The following is a 20,393-nucleotide window of genomic DNA, read 5'->3' on the forward strand; positions in this document are numbered from 1 at the left end:
GCCCGGGGTGGGCACCGCCCGGGGTGAGGGACAATTGTTCGCATGATTGAAGCGCGGCGGCTGCACATTCTCCGGGCGGTGGCCGACCACCGCACGGTCACGGCCGCTGCCGCCGCGCTGTACCTCACGCCGTCAGCGGTGTCCCAGCAGCTCACGGCGCTGGAGCAGGAGACGGGGCACCGCCTGGTCGAACGCTCCGCCCGAGGTGTGCGCCTGACGTCCGCCGGCGAGATCCTGCTGACGCACACCAACGCGGTCCTGGCCCAGCTCGAACGCGCCGAGGCCGAACTCGCCGCGTACAGCTCCGGCGAGGCGGGGACGGTGACCGTCGCCTCCTTCGCCACCGGCATAGCCCTGGTCGTCGGCCCGGCCCTGGCCCGCCTCGCCACGTCCGCGCCCGGGATCAGACTGCGGGTGCAGGACGCCGAGGGGGACGCGAGCCTGCCGATGGTCCTCGACCGGCAGGTCGACGTGGCGGTGGCCGTGGAGTACCGGGGTGCGCCCGGTGCCGACGACCCCCGGCTGACCCGCGTGCCCCTCTACGCCGAGCCCTTCGACGCGGTGCTGCCGCTCGGCCACCGGCTCGCCGACGCGGAGCGCGTGCCGCTCGCGGAGCTGGCCAAGGACGCCTGGATCGGCCCGTTCGCCGGGAACCCCTGCCACGACGTCGTGGTCCTCGCCTGTGAGCAGGCGGGCTTCCAGCCCCTGCTCGAACACTGGTCCGACGACTTCCGTGCGGTGGTGGCCCTCGCCTCGGCCGGCGCGGGCGTCGCCCTCGTACCGCGTTCGGCGCTGCGCGGCATGGACGTCTCCGGGGCCGTGGTGCGCCCCGTCGACGGCGCCGCCCCGACGCGCCGGGTGTTCGCGGCCGTGCGGTGCGGGGCGGAGGGGCATCCGCTGATCCGCCCGGTCCTCGCGGCGCTGGGCGAGGCGGCGGACTGAGAGCCTGTCGCCGGACCCGCCCTGGACCTCTGGCGCCCCACGAAACTCAGGTCCGGCCCCTTGACCCTGTGCTCGGCCAGTCATTAGCGTGACCGACAAGCTGTCAGAAAGCGCTTTCTGACCGTGGCGATTTCCCGGCACTCCGCACCGCTCTCTTCGAATGGCACGGAACATCAGGGGAGTTCATCGTGAAGAGCGCACTGTCCACGCCAACTCCCGTGCAGACGGCCGGGGTCGCTCTGCGGCAACGCCCGAGCCTCGGGAAGCGCACGGCCGACCTCGCCGAGAAGAGCTGGCGCCCGCTGGCGCTCCTGCTCGTCTGCTTCGGCGTCTGGTGGCTGATCGCCGCCACCGAGATGGTCGAGGCCTATCTCGTGCCCTCGCCCGGCGCGACCCTGGACGTCATCCTCGACAAGCCCGGCTACCTCTGGCAGCACAGCTGGGTCACCACGTACGAGACTCTCATCGGGTTCGTCGTCGCGGTCGCCGTCGGCATCGTCGCCGCCGTCCTCATGGTCGCCTCGGCGACGGTCGAGAAGACCCTCTACCCCGTCCTCCTCTTCGCCCAGGTCGTGCCGAAGATCGCCATCGCCCCGCTGTTCGTGGTCTGGCTCGGCTTCGGGGTGACGCCGAAGATCCTCATCGCCGTCCTGATCGCCTTCTTCCCCGTCGTGATCTCCATGGTGACCGGGCTCAAGGCCGTGGACCCCGAGATGCTCCAGCTCTCCGCGACCATGGGTGCGAGGCCCTGGCAGACCTTCCTCAAGATCCGCTTCCCGGCGTCGCTGCCGCATCTCTTCTCCGGCCTCAAGGTGGCCGTCACGCTCGCCGTCACCGGCGCGGTCGTCGGGGAGTTCGTCGGTGCCGACGAAGGCCTCGGCTACGTCATCCTCCAGGCCAACGGCAACCTCGACACCCCCATGCTCTTCGCGGGGCTGCTCGTGATGTCCCTGATCGGCGTGGTGCTCTTCGTGCTCGTCGAGATCGCCGAGAAGCTGCTGCTTCCCTGGCACGCGGGGCGCAGGGACCCGGCCGCCACGTACTGAACCCCGCCACCACCGCCCAGCCATGTCCCGCCGTACGCGAGAAGGGCCGTCCCATGCACGCGCGCAGACTCCTCACCGGCCTCGTCCCCCTGGCGCTCGTCGCGACGGCCGCCACGGCCTGTGGCGGCGACGAGAAGACGAGCGTCAGCGACTCCGGCGAGAAGCTGGACAAGGTGACGCTGACGCTCAACTGGTACCCCTACGGCGAGCACGCGCCGTTCTACTACGGCGAGAAGCGGAAGGTCTTCGAGAAGCACGGCATCGACCTGGAGATCAGGGCGGGCCAGGGCTCGCAGAAGACCGTGCAGGCCACCGCCGCCGGGCAGACCGACTTCGGGTGGGCCGACACCCCGGCCGTGCTCGCCGGCGTCGAGCAGGGGGTGAAGGTCAAGAGCCTCGGGGTGTTCCTCCAGACCACCCCGGCGTCCGTGCAGTCCTTCACGTCCGAGGGCGTCGAATCGCCGGACGACCTGAAGGGCAGGACGATCGCGGGCACGGCCGGTGACGCGCTCACCAAGACCTTCCCGATCTTCCTCCAGAAGAACGGCATGGACGCCTCCGACGTCGAGATCCAGAACACCGACCCGGCGGGCAAGATCGCCGCGGTGATCTCCGGCAGGACGGACGCCCTGCTCGGCTACGCGAGCGACCAGGGGCCGACCATGCGGAACAAGGCCAAGAAGGACGTGTCGTACCTGCGCTTCTCCGAGCACGGCCTGAACTTCTACTCCAACGGCCTCATCGCGGGCGGCAAGATCCTCCAGGGCAGGGGCGACCTGGCGAAACGGATGGCCGCCGCGGTGAGCGAGGCGTGGGCGGCGGCGGAGAAGAACCCGGGGCCCGCGGTGGCCGCCATGGAGGGCGCCTCCGAGCAACTGCCGCCCAAGGCCGTGCTGGCCGAGCAGTTCAGGACGACGCTCACCCTGCTGCACACCGAAGCCACCGAGGGAAAGGCGCCCGGCGTCAACACGGAGGCGGACTGGAAGCAGACCATCGAGGTCTTCTCGAAGGCGGGCATGGTCAAGAACCCCAGGCCCGTGGCCGAGTATTGGGATTCGGCCAAGGCCGCGGGGAGTGAAGGGAGCAAGGGGTGAGCATGCCTGAGGACGCGGCGCTCAAGGGCAGGGCGCTCAAGGGCGGGGCGCTCAAGGGCGGGGCGGTGCTGCGGGAGGGGGCGGTGCTGCGGAAGGGGGCCATGTTCACCTCGGCGGCCGTGCCCGCCGTACGGGTGGACGAGGCCGGTGTCCGCTTCCGCACGAAGAAGCAGGACGTCACCGCGTTGAGCGAGGTCTCGCTCGACATCCCCGCGGGCGAGTTCGTGGCGATCGTCGGCCCCTCGGGCTGCGGCAAGTCCACGCTCCTCAAGCTGGTCGCGGGGCTGCTCGCGCCGTCGTCGGGCGAGGTGCTCCTCGGCGGCGAACGGGTGCGCGGCCCCCGGCGCGACATCGGATACGTCTTCCAGCGTGCCGCCCTGCTCGACTGGCGCTCGGCACGGCGCAACATCCTCCTCCAGGCGGAGATGCGGAAGATCCCGGGGGAGCGGGCACGCGCGCGTGCCGACGAGCTGATCCGCATGACCGGACTCGACGGCTTCGAGGACGCCTATCCGCACGAGCTGTCCGGCGGCATGCAGCAGCGCGTGGCGCTCTGCCGGGCGTTGCTGCACGAGCCGCCCGTCCTGCTCATGGACGAGCCGTTCGGCGCCCTCGACGCGCTCACGCGCGAGCAGATGAACGTCGAGCTGAACCGCATCTGGCGGGAGACCGGCACCACGGTGATCCTGGTGACGCACTCGATCGCCGAGGCCGCCTACCTCGCGGACCGCGTCGTGGTGATGAGCCCGCGCCCCGGCACCATCACCGAGACCGTCGACGTCGGCCTGCCCGCCGAGCGCGACTACGCGGCCACCCTCGCGTCGCCCGAGTTCCGCGCGGCGACGGGACGGATCAGGGAGCTGCTTGGAGCGGTCTCGGCACACGACTGAACGCGGTCCGCGCGACGGAGGGGCCGGAGGTCCGCCGAGAGGTGGATCACCCTTGTCGACATCCCAGATACGGGATAGCGTGCCGAATATGGACGCACTCTCCAGCGAACATGAAGGAGCCGACGCGCGCCTCGCCGCCCGGCTGGCGGAGCTGCGGGCCGAACACGGCTGGTCCCTGGGCGAGTTGTCCGAGCTCAGCGGGATCAGCCGCTCCACCCTGTCCCGCGCCGAGCGCGCGGAGATCAGCCCCACCGCGGCCCTCCTCAACCGACTCTGCGCCGTCTACCAGCGCACCATGTCGCAGCTCCTGAGCGAGGTGGAGGCGGAGCCCGCGCACCTCGTGCGCGCCGTCGACCAAGCGGTCTGGACGGACGACGAAGCCGGCTTCATGCGCTGGTCGGTCTCGCCGCCGCACCTCGGGATGCGCGGCGAGCTGGTCGAGGGCCGGCTTCAGCCGGGCGCCGACATCGCGTACGACCGGCCGCCCGTGCCCGGCCTGGAGCAGCACATCTGGGTGCTCGAAGGCGCCCTGGAGGTCACGGTCCAGGGCGAGCCACACGCCCTGCGCACCGGCGACTGCCTGCGCTACCGGGTGTGGGGCGCGTCGCGCTTCCGCTGCCTAGGTGAAGAGGCCGTGCGGTACGCGCTGGTGGTCGTGAAACCGTGACGGCGACCGACGCTACGAGTCCGGCCGGCGGCGGGACGGGCATCACGCGGCCGACTGCCGCCGGGACCGGCATCACGCGGCCGGTCGCCGCTGGGACCGATATCACGCGTTTGGACGTCGCGGGGCTTCTCGGTCACGCGGACGGTCTCGCGGAGCTGCTCGTCGAGACCGTGCGGGGCGGCGCCTCGCTCGGCTTCCTCGCGGATCTGGACGGCGCCACCGCGGCCGACTGGTGGCGTGGGCTCGCCGGTGCGGTCGAGGCGGGCGACCTCGCGGTATGGGCCGCGCTCGACGCCGGACGGGTCATGGGAACCGTCGGCGTTGCCTTCACCGACAAGCCCAACGGCCGCCACCGGGCCGACGTCACCAAGCTGATGGTCCACCCGTCCGCGCGCGGGCAGGGCCTCGCCCGCGCGCTCCTGGCCACCGCCGAAGCGGCCGCGGCCGACGCGGGCGTGACCCTGCTCGTCCTGGACACCGAGACCGGCAGCCCCGCGGAGACGCTCTACGGCAGGGCCGGATGGACGTCGGCTGGGTCGATCCCCGACTACGCGACCGACCCGGCCGGGGTCCTCCGTGCGACGACGCTCTTCTACAAGCGGCTCGCCGCACGGTCCGGAGCGACGGCTCAGTAGCGCAGCGCCGCCAGATAGGCGTAACTGTTCCGCGCCGTCGCGAACGGATCGGCCGGGGAGTCGTGCTCGACCAGCCACTGCCGGACGCCGCCCACGCGCGCGTGGGCGAACATCGCGGCGAAGTCGAGCGTCCCCGAACCGACGTCGGCGAACCCGCCGTCGGCCGCCATGTCCTTCACGTGCAGCGCGGGGAAGCGGCGCGGATGGCACCGGAAGTACGTCCCGGGCCCGGTGCCGCCGCCCTTCGCCGCCCAGTACACGTCCAGTTCGAAGGCGACCAGATGCGGATCGGTCTCCGCCAGGAGGATGTCGTACAGGCTCCGGCCGTCCACCACCACATGGTCCGAGCCGTGGTTGTGGAACAGCACAGGACCGAGCCCCGCCTCGCGCGAGGCGCGGCCGATGCGGTTGAACTGCCGCGCCGCCTCCCGGAAGCCGTCCGGGGTGTGCATGGCCCCCGGCAGGCTCGGCACCACGGGCCACGCGGCGCCCAGGGTGTGCAGGTCGTCGAGCGCCCGTGGCAGGTCGGGGCCGGTGAGGGTGGGATACGCGACGTGCTCAAGGACCGCCCGCAGGCCCACCGCGTCCAGCATCCGCCGGATCGCGACGGCGTCGTACCCGTGCCGTCCGCTGACGCCCACCGTCGCGTACCCGATCTCCGCGAGCTGTTCCAGCGTGCCCGCGAAGTCCCGCGCGAGCGCGTCGCGCATCGTGTACAGGTGCATGCCGATGCCGCCGCGCGGAATGCGCCGGCGCTTGCCCTGGTCCCCACCGGCCCACGCGGGCAGCGCGCCGCCGACGGCCGCCGCGAGCCCCACCGACGTACCGATGGACGTACGGAGAAAGGCACGCCGCGTACCCCCGTAAGCCCTCGCAGAACTCGCAGAACTGTCCGGGCTCATCACTGTCCCTCCTTCGCCGTGAGGCGGACCGCGCCGGTCGTCGTGTCGCCCTTGTCGTCGGTCACCGTCAGATGGGCGGTGTACGTCCCCGCGCGCGCGTACGTGTGCTTCGCGGCCGGGCCCTCGGTGCCACCGGCCGGTGGGGAGTTGTCGCCGTAGTCCCAGTGGTAGGAGGCGGCGGTGCGCCCCGCGGGCAGCTTCACCGTGCCGGTGAGGTCGACGGCCAGGGGAGGAGCGCCGCTCGCCGGGGCCGCCGTGACTCCGACCTTCGCGCCGGACCGCTTCTCGACCCCGGGGCCGTTGAAGCGCAGCCAGTCCACCGACAGGAGGTCCGGCTTCCCCGCCGCCCACTCGGGGTTGGTGAAGACCGCGTACAGCTTCATCGTGCCGTCGTGCTCGGCGAGCCGCGTGGTCGGCGAGACGAAGTGGGACCAGCCGCCGGTGTTCGGCACGGTCACCTTGCCGAGCAGCTTGCCCGTGGGTGACCCGGCCCGGAACTCGACGTCGCCGCCGAGACCGCCGGAGGAGGCACCCACCGTCACCGAGTCGACGCCCTTCAGATGGACGGGGTCGAAGGAGACCCAGTCCTTGTCCTCGATCTCGATGAGCCGCTTGCCGCCCGACGCGTCCGCCCTGGCCCCGGTGTCCACGCCGCCGTGCGCGCCGCCCGTGGCAGTGCGGTGCTCGGCCTCGCGGAAGGAGGTGCGCAGGGTCAGCGAGGCGGACCCGGTCAGCGCGGGCACGTCACCGGCGCCCTTGTCCTCGTACTGGGCGGTGATGCCGTAGTACAGGTTCTGGCCCGGCCCGTGGCTGTCGCCGGCGTCCGTCACGATCTCGCCCGCGCAGCCCGTGTAGTTGTCCAGCGGGTGCAGATGCGAGTCGTGCCCGAGCTGGGACTGCACGACGACCCGGTCGCAGTCGATCCGCCCGTCCTCGCGGTCCTTGACCTCGACGGTGAACGGGATGGTGTCGCCGAAGGCGAACATTCCGCCGTTCGGCGGCTTCTGGATCGTGACTGTCGGCCGGGTGTTGCCGACGGTGATCTCCCGCACGGCCAGGCCGTCGAGGCCGCCGGGCCCCGTCACCTTCAGGCGGGCCGTGAACTGCCCTTCCTCGGTGTAGGTGTGGGTCGGGTGGGCCTCGGTGGAGTCGGTCGTGCCGTTCCCGTCGAAGTCCCACGCGTACGTGACCGGCTTGTCGTCAGGGAGACCGGAGCCCTCGCTGGAGAACTCGACGGTCAGCGGCGCGCGTCCGCTGTCCGCGGTGGCCGAGATCCGGGCGTCGGGAAGGCGTCCGTCAGCCACGTAGTCGATGCGGTAGATGCCGGAGCCTTCGTTGCTGCCGCCGCGGCCTGTGCCGCTGCCGAGGCCGAAGTCGATGACGTACAGCGCCCCGTCGGGCCCGAAATCGGCGTCGAAAGGCTGGTTCCACTTCATGTCGGAGAAGACGGAGTTGATGGACTGAAGATCACCGGCCTTGGCGGTCTCGAACCGCGGATCGGTGAACGTCTGGTCCTTCTCCTGGATCGAGAACGTCTTGAACCACTGCCGGGTCAGCTCGTAGTTGAACCACTTTCCCTCGAAGTACTCGGGAAACTTGGTCTTGTACGGATTGTCGGCGTCGTAGTCGTAGACGGGGCCGCTCATCGGGCCGCCGCCGCCCGCGCCGAGTTCGGGGAAGTCCTTCGACTCGGAGTAGGCGTACCAGACGTTCGCGGGCTTCGCGGGCGGCAGCTCACGCAGACCCGTGTTGTTGGGCGAGTCGTTCACGATCTTCGCGCAGTCGAATTTCCCCTTCGAGGTCTTCGTCGCGAAGTCGTAGTCGTTGAACGGGGTGTTGTCGCCGATGCAGTAGGGCCAGCCGTAGTTCCCCGCCTCGGTGATCCGGTCGAACTCGACCGTCCCCTCAGGGCCCCGGTCGGCGACCGCCTGCCTGGCGTCGGGGCCGTAGTCGGCCACCAAAAGCGCACCGCTGCGCGGGTCCGTGGTGATGCGGAAGGGATTGCGCAGCCCCATCGCGTAGACCTCGGGGCGCGTCTTGCCGGTGCCGGCCGGGAAGAGATTCCCCTCGGGCACCGCATAGGTCCCATCGTCCTTCGGAGTGATCCGGAGAATCTTTCCGCGCAGATCATTCGTATTGCCGGAAGTGCCCTGCGCGTCCCAGGCCCGGCGGCCCTCGCGCTCGTCGATCGGCGTGAACCCGTCCGAGGCGAACGGATCGGTGTTGTCACCCGTGGCGATATACAGCTCACCCTTCTTGTCGAAGGCGATCGAACCCGCCATGTGGGAATTGGCCCGGCCCTCGCCGCGCAGCGTCGGAATGGTCAGCAGCCGCTTCTCCGACGCCGCGTCGACCTTTCCGCCCGTCTCGGTGAAGCGGGAGAGGTTGATGCGGTTCTCCGTCTTGTCGGAGTGGAGCAGATAGAGCCAGTGGTTGTCCCGGAAATCCGGGTCGAGCGCCAGCCCGAGCAGCCCGTCCGACTGGCTCGTCATCTCCGGTGTGTACGCGAGATCGAGCGCGGTGGAGACCTTGAGCGTCTCCTGGTCGATGATCTTCAGCTTGCCGGTGCGCTGGACGAAGAAGACCCGGCGGTCCGGCGCGACCGCCAGCTCGAAGGGGTCGGCCAGGTCCGCGGTGGCCAGCGGCGTCCGCTGGAAGCTGCCGGTCTTCGTGGCGGTGCAGTCACCCGGCTTGTCGCCCGCGGCCCACTGGATGCCGCCGAGGAGATGCCCGAGGAAACCCTCCTCCTGGAAGGCCGCCTTGGCGTGGCCGCCCGCGGTGTACCAGGACCGGCCGCCGTCGTAGTTCTGGCACCAGGACCAGGGCTGGTCGACGCCCTCGTCCAGCCCCGAGACCCCGTCCCGCACCTTCACCTGGGCAAGGGTGTGCACCTTCCCCGTGGGGTTGGCGCGCCAGTTGTACCACTCCTCGGTGCGTTCCCAGAGCTCCGGGAGCGCCTTGGTGGACGGGTGGGCGTGGTCGAGCACCTTGACCCGCCCCGTCTGCACTTCCGGATGCTTGTCGAAGATCGCGCCGACCAGTCCCTCGTACCAGTCCCAGTCACGCTCGCTCGCCGACGCCGCGTGCAGCCCGACGTAGCCGCCGCCCGCGCGCACGTACTTCTGGAAGGCCGCGCGCTGGCCGGCGTCGAGCAGATCGCCCTTCTCCGGCGTCGAGTTGGTGTTGTTGAAGACGATCGCCTGAAAGCGCGCGAGGTTGACGTCGGTGAACGCCGAGGCGTCGTCGGTCGCCTCGACCTCGAAGCCGTGCTCGGCGCCGAGCTTCTCGACCGCCGCGATGCCCGCCGGGATCGAGTCGTGGGCGAAGTTCGTGACCTTGGAGAACACCAGGACACGGAAGGCGGGCGCGGCCTCGGCACGCGGCGGATCGGCGAGACCGAGGCCCATGACGAGGGCGAGCAGGGCGATCAGAACGAGTACGGGCCTCGGCGCGCTCCGCCGCCGTGCTGTCGGTCCGCCGCGTCCACCGTGGGGTGTCCCACTGTGGGCTGGCCCACCGCGGGGTGGCCCACCGCGGGGTGGTGCGCCGCCTGGCGCTGCGCTGTTGCTGGCCGTGGAACTCATGGCGCTCCCTGGGCTGGCTTGGCTGATGGGACGGCTGCCGGTCGCCGGGTGTGCGTTGAGTTGCGTGTGCGCTGCGGTGTATCGCTAGAAAGCGCTTTCATGGAGCGGGGTTCAGGGTAGGTTCCGGGCCCGCGGGGGGTCAATGGGTCGGGAGGGGTGGAGGTGAGGGGGAAGGCGGGAGGCGGTGAGAGGTGGCGGGAGGCGATGGGAGGCGGCGGGAGGCGGTGGGCGACGGATCGGCGATGAGTGGGGTGGGGTGGGGTGGGGTGGGGTGATATCTGTTCCGTGGTGAGTTCGGCCCCGCCCGGCGAGTGGTCCGCATGGTGGGGCGGACGTGGGGGAGGCTGGAACGGAGGGGAACCGGCCGGGGCCTGGCGAGAACCTAGACGCCGTACGACAGCCGCCATACGCACGTGGCGCCGCAGGACACCCGCGTGGCGCCGCACGACACCCGCGTGGCGCCCGAAGGACAGCCGCCATACGCACGCGGCGCCGCACGACAGCACGTGGCGCCGCCCAAAACACACGACGCCGCCCGACAAGCCCACAACAGCCCACGACAGCCGTACACCCACGTGGCGCCGCACGAAATCCACACGACGCCGCACGACAGCCCACGACAGCCGTACACCCACGTGGCGCCGCACGAAATCCACGTGACGCCGCACGACAGCCGCACACCGCCGTAAGAGGGAGCCCGCTGCGATGCCCGACCGAGCCGACGACGCGACGCCCACCACCACCTCCGCCACGTACACCGCGGGGCTGCTCAACGCGGCGGACGGCGTGCCCGTCGCCACGTACACCTGGCTGCCCGCCGACGGCAGGCCGCGCGCCTACGTGCAGATCGCGCACGGAGCCGCCGAACACGCCCTGCGCTACGACCGCTTCGCCCGGCACCTGACCGCGCACGGCTACGGCGTCGTCGCCTCCGACCACCGGGGCCACGGCGCCACCGCGCAGGCCACCGGCGGCTACGGAGTGACCTCCAAGGGCGGGGGCGCGGACGACGCCGACAGCTGGCGGGCGATCGTCGACGACCTCAAGGCCATCGGCGACCAAGTGCGCACCCTGCACCCCGGGCTTCCGTTCTTCCTCCTCGGGCACAGCCTCGGCTCGATGCTCGCGCGGGACTACGCCCAGGAGTACGCGGACGGCCTCGCGGGCCTGATCCTCTCCGGTACGTTCCGCTCGCTGCCCGGCGCCGATACGCAGGGGGCGATCGAGCGCCTGGAGGGGGAGATCGCCGAGGGCGGGCGCGCCGCGCTCTCCTCGTACGTCCCCGATCTCTTCGCCTCGTTCAACGACCCGTATCCGCACCGCACGGGCTTCGAGTGGCTCTCGCGCGACGAGGGCGAGGTCGACGCGTACGTTGCCGACGAGCGCTGCGGGTTCGCCTTCTCGGCGGGGCTGTCCCTCGACTGGGTGCGTGCCGTGCGCAAGATCAACGATCCGCGCAGCCTCGCGCGCGTGCCTGCCGATCTGCCGGTCCACGTGGCGGTGGGGGAGCAGGACCCGTGCAACCAGGGGATGACGCTGGTCCACGAACTCCTGGAGGACTTCCGGTACGTGGGTGTGGAGGACCTGACGTGGAAGGGCTACCGGGACGCGCGCCACGAGATCCTGAACGAGACCAACCGGGACGAGGTCCAGGAGGACTTGAGGGTGTGGCTGGACGAGCGGGTGCTGTGAGGGAGTGCGGGCGAGAGGGGGGGGCGGTGAGGGGGGAAGCGCGGGTGAGGCCCGCTGGCCCCCTGGCTTCGGACGTGGCCCCCTGTCTTCGGACGTGGCCCCCTGGCTCCGGGCGCGGCCCGCTGACGGGCTGACCCGCTGGCTTCGGGCGTGCCCGCCCGTGGTCGTCGGGCGGTGTCAGTGGCGGGCGCTGTCAGTGGCGTTGGCTAACGTTCCTGCCATGCCGAAAGCCAGATCCCGGGCCCGCGTCACCTCCGATGACGTGCGCCGTATCACCCTCGCCCTGCCCGACACGGTGGAGAAGATCGCGTGGGGCATGCCCACGTTCCGCGTGTCCGGAAAGATGTTCGTGACGGTTCCTGACGACGAGACGTCCATCGCGGTGCGCTGCCCGAAGGTGGAGCGCGACGAGCTGGTCCTCGCCGAGCCGAAGAAGTTCTGGGTCGCGGCCCACGAGGCGGGCTCGGCGTGGGTGAGGGTGAGGTTGGCGGAGCTGGACGCGGAGGAGCTGACGGACATCCTGTCGGACTCCTGGCGCCAGGCGGCGCCACAGCGACTCCTGGACGAGCACCCGGAGTTGGGTGCCCCGCCCACGGAATAAATGTCGAGTGGACATCCATGTGGACAGACACGTAGAGGTCCACGGAAAAACATAGAGAAAACGCTGTCCGCGCCGCATGGCATGATCCCGTCACGACCACAGAGGAAAGGTGGCGGGCGTGCCGTCAGAGACCGGGGCGCGGGGCGGGGGTGCCGGCATCTGGAGCCGGGACTTCGGACTCTTCTTCGGGGCGCGGGCCGTGGCCAAGCTCGGGGACACCATGCTGCCCGTCGCCCTCGCGGCGGGGCTGCTGCGGCACGGGCACGGCGCCGGGGCGGTCGGCCTCGCCATGGCCGCGACCACCGTCTGTTTCGCGGGGCTCGTGATCTTCGGCGGGGTCTTCGCCGACCGGTTCAGCACGCGGCTGCTCATGATCGGCGCCGACCTGGTCCGCCTCGGCGCCCAGTCCCTCGCGGCGGTCTTCTTCTTCACCGGACACGTCGTCCTGTGGCAGATCTGCGCGATCGGCGCGGTCAACGGCGCGGCGGCGGCGCTGTTCCAGCCGGGCGTCGCCAGTACGGTCCCGCGCCTCGCCGCCGACGTGCAGAAGGCCAACGGAGCGATACGCGTGGCCGAGTCGACCGCGTCCTTGGCGGGACCGGCCGTGGCCGGCGTCCTGGTCGGCCTGGCCTCACCCGGCGCGGTCTTCGCCGCGCACGCGGCCACGTACGGGTTGAGCGCCCTGTGCCTCGTCCTGCTCCGCCTCCCGCCCGCGCGCCCGGGCTCGCAGCCGCACAGCGAGGGTTTCCGGGCGGACCTGGTCCAGGGCTGGCGGGAGTTCCGGGCCCGCACCTGGCTGTGGGGCGTCATCGCGGTCTACAGCGCGCTGATGATCACGACCATCGGCCCGACCGTGCCGCTCGTGGCCACCCTGGTCGTACAGGAGCACGGGTCCGGCGCCTACGGCCTGGTGAACTCCGCCCTCGGCGCGGGCACCGTGGTCGGCGGCCTGATCGCCCTGCGGCTGCGTCCCCGCCGCATGCTCCGCGCCGGAAGCTTCGCGCTGGTCGCGTACTGCGCGTTCCCGACGGCCGTGGGTGCTCAGGTCGACGTCCCGCTGATGGCGGTGGGCGCGGCCGTCGCGGGCGCGGGAGCGTCGTTCTGGGGTGTGATGTGGGCCACGAGCGTCCAGACCCAGGTGCCCCCGGACGTCCTGAACCGGATCCACGCGTACGACGTCGCGGGCTCGCTCGCGATGCTCCCGGTGGGCCAGGCGCTGGCGGGCCCCGCCGCGAGCGCCTTCGGCGCGGAGGCGGTACTGATCACGGGCGGCGCGATGACGGTCGTGGTCTGCCTGGCACTGCTCTCGGTGCCGGCGATACGCGGCCTGGTCAGAGTCGACGCCCGGGCCGGCCCCCCGGCGGCCTCCGGCGACGGCGCGGGGCGAGGCCCGGCCGGGCGCCCGAGCGCCTCCGCCCCGAAAGGGGTGAGCGATCACCAGTAGGAGTGCGGTATTGTTTCCGTGCGCGTTCAGCCAGGGGGAAACCCCAGGTCAGACGGGCACCGGGACGTGGCGCAGCTTGGTAGCGCACTTGACTGGGGGTCAAGGGGTCGCAGGTTCAAATCCTGTCGTCCCGACGGAAACGTCGCAGGTAGGGGCCATCTTCGGATGGCCCCTACTTCGTGTTTGGGAGCAATTCTGGGAGCGGGGAGCGGCTCCCAGCGCTCCCAGGGAGCGTCTCCGCTGCCCGGTCTGATGTTCGAGACAAGGGGCCGCGCCGTTCGCCCCCTTGTCCGAATACTCGTCATGGGGCCGTGCTCCCACTCGACCCCTTGACGGTTTTCACCGACCCCTTGTCTGTGCGTACGCCCTGCCTTGTTGCACAGGTCATCCAGTGGTTGAACGCGGTGGCGAGGTGTGGTGCAGGTCGAAGGGGCGTCGGTTGAGGGGCGGCTGCTCCCGTGGGTCCCCTTGTCTCAACGTAAGTGGCTGTTCGTGTCTGTAGGACGCGGTATTGAGACCTGCAGTACGGGCTCGGAGATTCGGGCGTACAGGGCGCCCCCTTCACGTGCGTCCGCTGGCGCTCGAAGGGGTCGACCGTAGAGGGCTGGAGCTGGAGGAGTGTGGGCCAGGCTTGGCCGGTGTGCTGTCCCGGAGGGTCGTAAGGATGATGCTGGTCACACTGGGGCGTACAAACTGTTTCGACGCGTGGCGTCAGGCAGGCCGCCGCCGTTCCCGCTACTGAGGTTGCCTGGTGATGAGGACAAGAATGCCTGGCTGGCGTAGCGCGACTGATCATCCCAGGCCCGAGCTGCTGTTCCGCTCTGGACGCCGCCTCGCTGGACACGCCGGGCTGCCCAGTCGTTCAGGGCTGGCCTGCTGCTCAGCAGGGTGACTGGCTTGCCGGATTCGACGTAGTCGTCTGCCGTCTCAGCTTGGGAAGTCAAAGGTGTCTTGGACGGTCCCTGGAGCGGGGCGGGGTGTTCGCGGGGCCTTTGGCTCTTTCGCCGCGTAGGGCGGGACCGGCAGGACGCCGTGGTCCCGGAGATCCTCCGTGGTGACTGTCGGGCCTGAGCTGACGGCGTCCAGGAGCCGGGCCTGTTCGGGTTCGAGCGCAATCAGTAGGGCGAGTGCATTGATGAGATCTAGTAGGTCAACGGACCATCGTGTAGGCCACGTTGAGGGCAAAATGTCATTCAGAGGTGCGGCTCGATGTCAGGTTTGCGCTTTCGGAAGCTGAACCATTTTCGGATCACCTGTACGCCGCCGATTCGGTAGTCCCAGACCTCGGGCGCGACAGGACCGATAGAGTCGGCTCCAACCTTGAGGGTTCGGGTCTCTGTGTCGTAGGAAATACTCTCGGGCACTCCCTTGGCTTCCTCGCCGATGGCGATGGTGCAGACGGGTTGTTCCGCTGCAGTGAGTCGTGGCGTTTGTCCGGCGGGTCGGCCGTGCTGTGCCGACGCGAAGCGCTGCCCGTACGTGTGGGGCCACACCGTACGCCGACCGGCCTCGACTACCTCCGCCCACAGGGCGGGGTCACGTGTTATTGGGATTCGGGTGCCACGGCTCGCCAGATGCTCCGCGAAGCGGCGGGTGTAGCCGCTGTGGCCAGCTATGCCCGCAGGCGAGGGTGCGGTCCAGGAGTTCGTGGCGGCAGGTCTGGACCCAGTGTTCCATGATGGCGTTCATGCGCGGGATCCGTATGCCGGTGCGCACGACTTGGATGCCTGCGTTGCACAGGGTTTCGTCGAAGGGGGCTGGGTACTTCGCGTCCCGGTCCCGGATCAGGTACGCGTGGGTGGCTTGGGCGACCGTCAGGTCCATGGCCACGTTGCGGGCGGCTTGGCTGACCCAGGCCGCGGTGGGGTGTGCGGTGGTGCCGAGGATCCGGATGTGGCGGGTGGCGTGTTCGATGACGGCGAGGAGGTACTGACGCTGCCCGGTCAGGGTGACAGTCTCAATGAAGTCGCAGGCCATGTGGGCATCGGCCTGGGAGCGCAGGAAGTTGGCCCAGGTGGTGGCGGCTCGGTCGGGCGCGGGGTCGATGCCCTCGGACGTGAGGATGTCCCAGAGGGTGGAGGCGGCGATCTGGATGCCGAGGGTGACGAGTTCGCCGTGCACTCGGCGGTAGCCCCAGGACGGGTTCTCCCGGACCAGGCGCAGGATCAGCACGCGGATTGAGCGGACTGTGGGCGGCCGTCCGGGCTTCTTCGGTCGGCACGTGTGGGCGTGGCGCCGTTTGATTCAGGTCGCGGTGCCAGCGCAGCGCGGTGTCGGGCCGGACCTGTAGCCGTAGTCGGCGCAGAACCTGACGGGGGAGTGGTGTCACAGAGCGGCAAGGAATGCCCGGTCTTCCCGCAGTGAGCTTGATCCGGTCTGCCCCGAGCTGCCGTCCCAGGACGGTGAGTTGACGGCGCAGGGCGGGGATCTCCGCATCCTTGCAGCGGTCGCTTATCGGCAGCAGCCGCAGCACGGCGAACACGTTGGTGACGGTCAGGTAGGCGAGGCGAAGCAGCACGGGTGCTCATCCTGCCGCGCCACCCCGACCAGGCTTCTGAGCTGCATGGAAGACATTCTCGGCAGGCGCAGAGTTGGTGCCGCAGTACGAGTATCTCCGCGTTCTTGGAAGACTCCGATCGCGCCAGCAGCGCAATCCATCCTCACAGCAGCTATGACGGTCAGCGGTGCGCCTCCCCTGCAAGATTTCCTGCGGCGCCACTGCGTAGTCCCCGAATGTGGTACGGCACATGGAAGCCCCCAGGCGAGGTGGTGGTGGCGACCACCTGCCAGCCGTCTGGGCGGGACATGATCTGGTAGACGAGCGGTTCCGGGCAGCTGATGATCAGATGGCTTTCGGCCGGATCCAGGTGCGGAGGCTTGACCCATTGCGCGTGGTCGGGAAAGCGCCGTTCTGTCTCGTCGGCCAGCTGGTGGGCACCGACTCTGCGCGCACACCAGGCAAGCCATCCTGCCGGCGACCGGTGATCTGGCATGGCAGCGCGGATCTCTGCGTACAGACAGAATGCGGCTGCGACATGTTGGTTCTTACTGCCGGCTGACCTCGTGGCCCGCAGCAGGCGGTTGGTGTCGGCAGTGAGGAGGAACAGGGGATCGATTAGCAGTGCGTCGAGCGCTTTGCAGGCTGCTGCGTGTGTAGCGAGATGGTCTTTGATGTATGGGTCGACCGTAGGCCAGTCGATCGGCCCGTTGCCTCCGTTGCTGCGGTGTTCCTCCGCGATGCTCAGCAGGGCCTGCGTCACTGCTGCCTGGACATTAGCTGGGGCCGACTTCCTTAGGCACAGTGCCAGAGATTCGTGGGCGAGGCGGTACACGGACCGTCCTTGAGCGTCGATCGCCTCAATGACGTGGGGCGACGCGATTTGAAGGTACTCGGTGAGGTGCTCGTGACTGACCTCGCGGCCCAGCACTGCCGAGGAGATCCGGGGCCAGAGCGCATATCGGGGCAGCCCGTCTCCCTCCGCGAATGCCAGCGGGATCAAGAGACCTTGGCCGTGGTCCGTCTGATCGAGGTGTTTCCACAGGACGTGCTTCACCGTGACGTCGACGTTCAAGGTGCCGTCGGCAGAGGGGGCAGGCAGGAGTTGCCGTGCTTCGTCGAGGGCGGTGCGGGGCTCGGGCGCCTTGCCGTGGACATGGGCGCAGGCCCGTGCGAGGAGCCGGGCCACGAGAAAGTTTCCGCCTGCGTACTGGGCGATCGTCTGGGAAAGAGGGGCGAGGTCCTCATCTGGCAGCGGGGTGAAAGAGTTTGTGGCGCCCGGTCCGTCCGGACTGCGCAGCAACTGCCCGACTTGGACCGCCATATCCTTAGCGGCATTCCACTGGCCAGTGGTGAGATCCATGTGGGCAGCGGAGGGGAAGGCGAGCTTGAGCGCGGGGAGGAACTTTTCGTCGGTGGCCACCAGCATGCGGACACGCTCCGTGCCGACGAGCGGTTTCAACAACTCACGGATGATTCGGAGGGGCTCTTCGCTGTCCGGTGGGGTGCCGGCTTCGTCGAGGCCATCCACCACGATGGTCATCGAAGTGTGGCGGTGGCTCAGGTGCTCCAGGAGAGTTTCCAGGGACGTGCCGTCCGCTAGCTTCGCGGCCGCTGCAACGGCTTCCACCAGTGAGGGCAGCAGCTGCCGCGACGCCTGAATGCTGAAACCGGTGTCGGGAGATGCGGCAGTCGTGAAATTGCCTGCACACGGGGTGCCAACGGCCAAATGCTCAAGGAGCGCGGTTTTCCCCGTTCCTGCGGGCCCGGTGAGTATCAGCGCCGGGGCGGCGCTTTGTGAGGTGCCAGTTGTCCACCGGCGCAATTCTTCGAGTGCGTTGCGGCGTCCGATGAAGGGGCGAACGAAGGGTTCGGGCTGCCTGTTGGCCGACACCCCGCCCGCCGAAAGGACGTACCGTTCCTCCCTGGGAGGGGAGACAGTCCTGAGAAGCCACGCGGCCATTTCTGCCAGGTCGGTTCCTATGGCCGGAGCATTGGGCTGGAATCGATGATTGGGAAGAAACGTGAAGCCCGGGCCGCTGGGCAAAGTTCCCCAAGTTGCCGTCTGAGGCGGAACGAGTCCTGCCAGGATCACGTTCACCCGATCCACGATCTGCTCCAGATACAGCTTGGGCTGCCGCATCCCGCCGAGGGCGGGGTCATTGAGCACGCTCCTAAGCGTCCTGGCGAAGGCCCCGTCCTGGGCAGCTTCTAGGGGAGTCGCTGTTGCGATGACCGAGAAGGCATCGAGTGTGAGCGGGTGTGCTCCGCGTGTGGCGGTCAGCGATGATGCCAGGCTGCTGGCGATCTGCCGGATCGCGTCCACAGCTCCCTGAGCGGCATAGCAGGTGTCGATGATGAGCAGGAGCCGCCGGATTCCCGCCTGACCAATGATCCGCACGACATCCTCGGCGGCCAGGCCAGTCGCCGCCAACCGCCTGCCATGGCCGTTCTTCCCCAGAAGATAGTGGCGATTGTCGTCGTCGAACTCCCCATGCCCGCTGTAGTAGAAGACCATTGATGCGTCGGGATGAGATTGGTGCTCCGCCCATTCTGACAGCGCGCTGCGCAACTCGTCGGAGGTGCAGTCGAGTAATCGTGCCCCCCGCCCGTACGCGAGACTCCCGAACGCATCCAGCACAGTGTCCAGGTCCTCTTCGACCGCAGGGAGATCCGCCACGTGGTCATATGCGGCACTGCCCGCGACGACGACATAACGCGGACCCGTTTGACCCGGGGTCGTAGGGTGCTCGGTCATGGCACGTCCTTGCCGCCCGAGCCGCTCAGCCCCCTAGCGATCGCTGCGCCTGTTTCTTTGGCCGTGAGATGACGGTCGATGGAATGCGCTTGCCAGCCGTTGTCGATGAGGACGTCCTCGATCTCAGGTGAATCGGAACCGAAAAGTGGCTTGAGCTGTTTGACGAGGGCGACAACATCTCGCGTATCGCACAAGTTCGACCAGCTCGAGATCCCCAGGGGCCACCGGCCTCGACCGGACACGGGAACTGGCCTCAGCCGGCCGAGAACGAGGTTGGGGATACCGAGGGGAGAACCGATCGTGACGAACGCCTTCACCGACCAGTCCGGGCGGCGGGCACACAGCGCTTCATATGCCACGACTGATCCCAGAGAGTGCCCGACCACCACCTCGGTCTCCGGTCGGATCGCAGCAGAAATCTCAGCCTGGACACGGCAACGTACGCCGTCGTCGTTCAGGTACGCCGTGACCTGCTTGAGCACGCCGATTAAGAAGCGTTCACCGGCTCCGGCGAAGAAGGGGGACCTGCTCAGTGCCAAGAGGGACCGTTGCACGAACCTAGGTGTGACCGCCTTCGAGCCGGCCGGACTCTGAAGGGAACCGCCGTACCCGACGCCCTCGCACAGAGCAGCCAGCAGGGCTACCTCCGCAGGGCTGTGCACATCGCGGAAGGTGTATGCATCCTGGCTTCCCTTGGTTTGCTGACTCTGCCCTGGCCGGAACAAGTGTCCGTAGAAGCCGACCACCACGTCTGACGCATCGATGTGCGGGCCTCCAGCCAATTCCAGCCCGTCCTGGATCGCCCGCGCGATGCCTGGCTGGAGTGTGTTGGGCCCCCCGTATTCCTGCCCGATGCCGTGCACGACAACGATCCTCTTGCCCACAGGACCCCCCTCCTGAGTAACAATCAATCAAGAGTAGCTGTCTTGGTCGCTTAACATTAGATTTATGGAAAATTGCTACAGGAGTGATCTCAAGAGGTGCGCGGGGCGTGCAAGCGCAAAAGAATGTGGTGATGGTAGGGGGCTGCGAGTTCGCGGTGCGCATTCAGTGCAGTTAGGACGTTCTGTTCCAATGAGATGGCTGAAAACACGGACCTCCCCCATGGATGGTAAGAGCCGCATTGCAAAGGCCTCTGAGACTTGATGAGCAGGGAGGCGACGAACGATTCGCTGTCAGGCTGCGTACACGCTTCGTGAGCGCTTGCGCGTGAGCGTGTCCGGAGGGGCCCGTAGGGTGTTTCGGAGAAATCCGAAACCGGCCCTGAGTCGTTCTCGGGGGCCAGCCGGGGACCAGCCTCCTTGACCGGCGTCAGCGGGTCATGACGACCGGGCTCGGCAGGGAGCGCGGTGCGTGGAGCACGCTGAGGTGTCGTGGGGAGTGCTGTGCCGGCTGCCGTGATCTTGTGTACGTCCGGATGTAGGTAGCGCTATGTGGCGGCGTCGGTGCTCGTGGCCGAGCTTGGTGACCACGTTGTCCTGGTGAGTCGCGTCGCGCAGGACGGCGGTGGAGATGCGTCCGCCGCGCGGGGCCGGTGAACAGGCGGGCATCGGGATTCGGGCCGGCGGACAGGACGCGCTGAGCGACCAGGGGACGGACTTCCTCTCGTGCGGCAGTGGACGCGGCGAAGAGAACGACGTC

At 69.1% G+C, this 20,393-nt stretch carries 15 protein-coding genes and 1 tRNA gene; 10 read left to right on the forward strand and 6 right to left on the reverse strand.

The annotated features are described in order from the left end of the window. Window positions 1-42: 42 nt before the first annotated feature. From ACRAKF_RS33560 to ACRAKF_RS33585, 6 genes are all read left to right on the forward strand, one after another. Window positions 43-942 (forward strand): LysR family transcriptional regulator, encoded by a 900-nt coding sequence (locus ACRAKF_RS33560; RefSeq protein ID WP_447041666.1) that lies wholly within the window; start codon window positions 43-45, stop codon window positions 940-942. A 185-nt stretch (window positions 943-1,127) separates the two neighbouring features. Continuing rightward, window positions 1,128-1,988 (forward strand): ABC transporter permease, encoded by an 861-nt coding sequence (locus tag ACRAKF_RS33565; protein ID WP_447042296.1) that lies wholly within the window; start codon window positions 1,128-1,130, stop codon window positions 1,986-1,988. 53 nt (window positions 1,989-2,041) lie between these two features. Then, complete coding sequence (locus tag ACRAKF_RS33570; protein WP_447041667.1) at window positions 2,042-3,082, forward strand: ABC transporter substrate-binding protein; 1,041 nt, start codon at window positions 2,042-2,044, stop codon at window positions 3,080-3,082. Window positions 3,083-3,183: 101 nt separating this feature from the next. Continuing rightward, window positions 3,184-3,972, forward strand: a complete 789-nt coding sequence (locus ACRAKF_RS33575) for an ABC transporter ATP-binding protein (protein ID WP_447042297.1) — start codon at window positions 3,184-3,186, stop codon at window positions 3,970-3,972. An 88-nt stretch (window positions 3,973-4,060) separates the two neighbouring features. After that, the gene (locus ACRAKF_RS33580) at window positions 4,061-4,639 is read left to right on the forward strand and encodes a helix-turn-helix domain-containing protein (protein ID WP_447041669.1); all 579 of its coding nucleotides are present in this window, start codon (window positions 4,061-4,063) and stop codon (window positions 4,637-4,639) included. Window positions 4,640-4,740: 101 nt separating this feature from the next. After that, a complete protein-coding gene (locus ACRAKF_RS33585) occupies window positions 4,741-5,274 on the forward strand; it encodes an N-acetyltransferase family protein (RefSeq protein ID WP_447042299.1) in 534 nt (177 codons plus the stop codon). Here the strand turns inward: ACRAKF_RS33585 and ACRAKF_RS33590 are convergent. Both ACRAKF_RS33590 and ACRAKF_RS33595 read right to left on the reverse strand, forming a co-directional pair. After that, a complete protein-coding gene (locus tag ACRAKF_RS33590; RefSeq protein WP_447041671.1) occupies window positions 5,268-6,176 on the reverse strand; it encodes a sugar phosphate isomerase/epimerase family protein in 909 nt (302 codons plus the stop codon). The two genes, ACRAKF_RS33585 and ACRAKF_RS33590, sit on opposite strands and share 7 nt — an antisense overlap. Next, window positions 6,176-9,583: a ThuA domain-containing protein gene (locus ACRAKF_RS33595; protein WP_447041672.1), complete on the reverse strand. Its 3,408-nt coding sequence runs from the start codon at window positions 9,581-9,583 to the stop codon at window positions 6,176-6,178. The genes ACRAKF_RS33590 and ACRAKF_RS33595 overlap by 1 nt, the downstream gene beginning before the upstream one ends. An 882-nt stretch (window positions 9,584-10,465) precedes the next feature. Here ACRAKF_RS33595 and ACRAKF_RS33600 point away from each other — a divergent pair. The 4 genes from ACRAKF_RS33600 (at window position 10,466) to ACRAKF_RS33615 (ending at window position 13,631) form a co-directional block, all read left to right on the forward strand. Further along, complete coding sequence (locus ACRAKF_RS33600) at window positions 10,466-11,452, forward strand: alpha/beta fold hydrolase (protein WP_447041673.1); 987 nt, start codon at window positions 10,466-10,468, stop codon at window positions 11,450-11,452. 220 nt (window positions 11,453-11,672) lie between these two features. Further along, window positions 11,673-12,053: an MmcQ/YjbR family DNA-binding protein gene (locus ACRAKF_RS33605; protein WP_447041675.1), complete on the forward strand. Its 381-nt coding sequence runs from the start codon at window positions 11,673-11,675 to the stop codon at window positions 12,051-12,053. Between the two features lie 109 nt (window positions 12,054-12,162). Continuing rightward, window positions 12,163-13,497: an MFS transporter gene (locus ACRAKF_RS33610; RefSeq protein ID WP_447041676.1), complete on the forward strand. Its 1,335-nt coding sequence runs from the start codon at window positions 12,163-12,165 to the stop codon at window positions 13,495-13,497. A gap of 60 nt (window positions 13,498-13,557) precedes the next feature. Further along, window positions 13,558-13,631: transfer RNA gene (locus ACRAKF_RS33615), tRNA-Pro, on the forward strand. 1,059 nt (window positions 13,632-14,690) lie between these two features. Here the strand turns inward: ACRAKF_RS33615 and ACRAKF_RS33620 are convergent. The 4 genes from ACRAKF_RS33620 to ACRAKF_RS33635 form a co-directional block, all read right to left on the reverse strand. Next, window positions 14,691-15,113, reverse strand: coding sequence for a type ISP restriction/modification enzyme (locus ACRAKF_RS33620; protein ID WP_447042300.1), 423 nt, complete (start codon window positions 15,111-15,113; stop codon window positions 14,691-14,693). Then, entirely contained in the window at window positions 15,034-15,669 is a 636-nt protein-coding gene (locus tag ACRAKF_RS33625) for an integrase core domain-containing protein (RefSeq protein ID WP_447041677.1), read from the reverse strand. The genes ACRAKF_RS33620 and ACRAKF_RS33625 overlap by 80 nt, the downstream gene beginning before the upstream one ends. A gap of 506 nt (window positions 15,670-16,175) precedes the next feature. Next, window positions 16,176-18,752, reverse strand: coding sequence for a caspase family protein (locus ACRAKF_RS33630; RefSeq protein WP_447041679.1), 2,577 nt, complete (start codon window positions 18,750-18,752; stop codon window positions 16,176-16,178). Beyond that, a complete protein-coding gene (locus ACRAKF_RS33635) occupies window positions 18,749-19,636 on the reverse strand; it encodes a hypothetical protein (protein WP_447041680.1) in 888 nt (295 codons plus the stop codon). Before ACRAKF_RS33635 ends, ACRAKF_RS33630 begins: the two co-directional genes overlap by 4 nt. Window positions 19,637-20,393 lie beyond the last annotated feature (757 nt).

This window comes from Streptomyces sp. DSM 118878 (assembly GCF_052936595.1).